The following is a 3,179-nucleotide window of genomic DNA, read 5'->3' as shown; positions in this document are numbered from 1 at the left end:
CCCAGCAGCCGGGCGATCGGCGCGGCGACACTGCCGACCGCCCCCGCCGCCCCCGTCACCAGAACCGTGTCACCAGGCCGCACCTCCGCCGCCGCACGCAAGCCCACGTACGTCGTCAGGCCCTGCCCGAGATGGCCCATCGCCTCATCCGCCGAGGAGACCGGCTCGATCCTGCGCCAGGCGCCGACGGCGGCGTACTCGCGCCAGCCCAGACCATGCCGCACCCAGTCACCGACCGCGAGATCGGGACGGGAGGAGGCCACCACCTCGCCCACCGCCGGCCCGTACAGGACCTCACCCACCTGGTAGGCAGGCATCGGCCCGGCCGAACCGCTGATGAGCGTACGCATGGCGGCGGTGACGGCCATCCACCGGTTGCGCACCACCACCGGCCCGCCCACGGGGGAGCGGGTCAGCCGGAAGGAGGCCGAAGTGAGCGGCAGGCCGGTGGGAACGTGAGAGGCGAGGCGGACCTCGCGCGAGTCGAAAGCCATGCGCCGATCGTCGACCTTGACGCACCCGTCAAGGTCAACCCCCCGCCCCGGCGGACACCGGCGGCGCCCCTCGGGGGAGAGGGGCACAGAATTCGCAGGGAAATATGGTTAGTTGCACCTTTTGTGCTGATTTTATAAATACAGTATCTGTTCATATCTCTTGAGCATTAACACTGGAATCACCCGGGAACGCGAGTTCCGCGACGATCGGTGCCGCATCGGGGGGAGCCCGCCGGCACGAAGAATTCGGGGGATCACCAGTGAAACGAGTGCTTCTCGCGGCAGCGCTTGCGCTGACCGCCACTACCACCGCTACCACCGGGACCACCGCAGCCACCGCCATCTCACCAGCGCCCGAAGAATCACCAGCACCCGAGGAAACCACCTCGATGGAGGAGACCGCACCGCCGGAAGAGACCTCACCGGCCGAGGAAACCTCACCCACCCCCACCACCAGCCCCGTAGGACCAGGGTGCGCGGCGCTAGAAGACAGCCTCTCCGGCCTCGCCGACCAACCGGCCGCCACAGCCCTGTCGAAAGTCCCGGACCTGTCCATGCTCGCCCAAGCAGTCAAACAAGCCGGGCTGGAGGACAAACTGAACTCCACCCAGGACATAACAATTTTCGCACCCAACAACGCCGCCTTCGAAGCAATCCCGAAGGACGTCCGCGACAAGGTCATGGCCGACAAGGACGCCCTGGCCAAGGTCCTCTCCTACCACGTCGCAGAGGGCAAACTCAGCCCCGCCGACATGGAAGGCGCCCCGCTCAAGTCACTCCAGGGCGGCGAACTCACCGTCAAGGGCACCGGCGACGACCTCACCGTCAACAACGCCAAGGTCGTCTGCGGAGACCTGCCCACCACCAACGCCACGGTCTACATCATCGACAAGGTCCTGATGCCGCAGTAAACGAATGACCGAACCGCGCCGGACCCGCCACCCCAGGCGGCGGGTCCGGCGCGGTCATGCCAACCCTCCGCCGCTCAACCGGGGGAGGCGGCTTTCTCGGCGTCTCGACCAGATGGCCGGTCGGCAAGGGAATCCGCCCGGCCCGCGGGGGAGAGGTGGCGGCGGATCCCCCTCGCGTGTACGGCGTCTTCGCAGGTGATCAGGCATCCCGGCCCTGGACGCCAGGGCGACGGGTCGCTGCGTGCGGGGCCGGGCGCACCCGCACGCAGCGACCCGAAAGCCCGGTATGCGGCCTGATGGAGGGATAAATCCCATACCAGACAGAATCCCCCTTCTGTTTGGTATGGGATTGAATGTCGCTTTGAGGTCTCGTGACGGGGAGGGAGCCTCAGAGGCGGTTCACGAAGCGCGCCGCGGCGCGCTGGCTCATGCCGGTCTCGCCACGTACGAGGAACACGGCGTCCCGGATCTGGCCGAGCGACTTCAGCTCTCGAGCCTGGTCGACAAGATCGCTACTCGGGTTGGGACGGTTGCGCGGGCGCTTGGTGAGCCGTACGGCCAGGATGATCAGCCAGATGGCGGCGGCGGTGACGACGGCCGTCAGCGCGACGAGGGTCGGTGTGGTGACCTCCAGGGGGGACATGTGATGGCGTATGCCCTGGAGTTCCGGGTTTATTCGGGGTCGATGTGATTGCTTGATAATGAACATTATGTCAAGTAAGGGTGGTTCGAGAGGGGGTGCCGCTCCCCTTGATGGGTGGGTTCGGTGGGTCTGGTGTGAAGATTTTTTGGCGCTGCGGCCGCGCCCGATGGGGTGCGGAGCGAGGCGGCGCGGGGCTGGTTTGCGGTGGCCGGCCGGGGTTTTCGGGGTGTGCGGCCGTGGTGTGTGCGGCTCCCCTGGGTGTTGACGGCGCCTTTGACGCTATGTTGATTCGCTGTCCTTGGCGGGATGTCTGGTTTTAGGGTGGAGCTCCTGCTATTCGCGCCGCGAGAGGAGCAGCACGTGGGGAGCCAGTCGGTGTTATGCCCGGTGTGTCAGGGGGTTGTGCCCGCTACCGGTAAGGACGCGTACACCCCGCTGCGGGGGCGGTTGATCGTGACGAACGGCTATTGCGGGGGTGGGTGCGCCGAGCGGCGTGCCGAGGCGGTGGACCAGGGCCGGCAGAGGGCTGCGCAGCAGCATGCGGCTCAGCAGCAGACGCAGCAGATGGCGCGTCCTGCGCCGCAGGCGGGGCCGCCGGCTCAGCAGGGGCCGCCGCCGGCGGTGGCGGTGGGGCCTGGTGGTGCGCAGTTGCGGGTGGTGCGCTGATTTCTGCCCCGGTTGGAGGGGCTGCCCGGTGGTGCGGGCAGGGTGGGGTTATTGGTGGCCGTCGGTGGTGTGCCAGTAGTCGCGGGTGTGTACGGCGAGCCCGTCGGGGTCGAAGCGGGCGAAGACGCAGCCTGCGAGGGTGACTGGACGGCCGTTGTCGAGGGCGTGGACCCGGAACTCGATGGCGGCCTGGTCGCCGTCGACGATGGGGTCGGTGAAGGTGACGTGGGGTTGGGTTTCGCCGTCGAATGACCAGGTGATGTAGTCGGTGATGGCTTGTCTTCCGTGGTGTGGTGGGCGGAAGGGCATGCTGGTGTGGGTGGCGTCGGGGTGGTAGAGGGCCGCGATGGCGGTGGTGTCGTGGTGGGTCCAGCCGTGTTGCCAGGTGTCGGCGAAGCGTCGGGCGGCGGTGCGGGGGTCCATGGCGGGGTTCAGGGTGTGTAGGGGCTGTCTCTTATACACAGC

General features: G+C 67.6%; 3 protein-coding genes and 1 pseudogene. 1 reads left to right on the top strand and 3 read right to left on the bottom strand.

Annotated elements, in window-relative coordinates:
- A pseudogene (locus ETD85_RS61120) lies at nucleotides 1–494 on the bottom strand (NADP-dependent oxidoreductase); the annotation flags it as partial.
- 260 nt (nucleotides 495–754) lie between these two features.
- Here ETD85_RS61120 and ETD85_RS61115 point away from each other — a divergent pair.
- Entirely contained in the window at nucleotides 755–1,405 is a 651-nt protein-coding gene (locus ETD85_RS61115) for a fasciclin domain-containing protein (protein WP_138698910.1), read from the top strand.
- Between the two features lie 388 nt (nucleotides 1,406–1,793).
- Here ETD85_RS61115 and ETD85_RS61110 read toward each other — a convergent pair whose 3' ends face one another.
- The gene (locus ETD85_RS61110) at nucleotides 1,794–2,048 is read right to left on the bottom strand and encodes a hypothetical protein (RefSeq protein WP_138698909.1); all 255 of its coding nucleotides are present in this window, start codon (nucleotides 2,046–2,048) and stop codon (nucleotides 1,794–1,796) included.
- A 714-nt stretch (nucleotides 2,049–2,762) separates the two neighbouring features.
- Entirely contained in the window at nucleotides 2,763–3,137 is a 375-nt protein-coding gene (locus ETD85_RS61105; protein ID WP_138698908.1) for a nuclear transport factor 2 family protein, read from the bottom strand.
- Between the last annotated feature and the right edge of the window lie 42 nt (nucleotides 3,138–3,179).

The sequence above is a fragment of the Nonomuraea zeae genome (assembly GCF_005889725.1).
GTDB classification, from domain to species: domain Bacteria; phylum Actinomycetota; class Actinomycetes; order Streptosporangiales; family Streptosporangiaceae; genus Nonomuraea; species Nonomuraea zeae.
The sequence above is the reverse complement of the archived record's forward strand: the minus strand, read 5'-3'. Positions and strand labels throughout refer to the sequence as shown.

Bases quoted from the DNA above. Each gene is read 5' to 3' on its own strand.
- ETD85_RS61110 (WP_138698909.1), bottom strand. From the start codon at position 2,048: ATGTCCCCCCTGGAGGTCACCACACCGACCCTCGTCGCGCTGACGGCC.
- ETD85_RS61105 (WP_138698908.1), bottom strand. From the start codon at position 3,137: ATGGACCCCCGCACCGCCGCCCGACGCTTCGCCGACACCTGGCAACAC.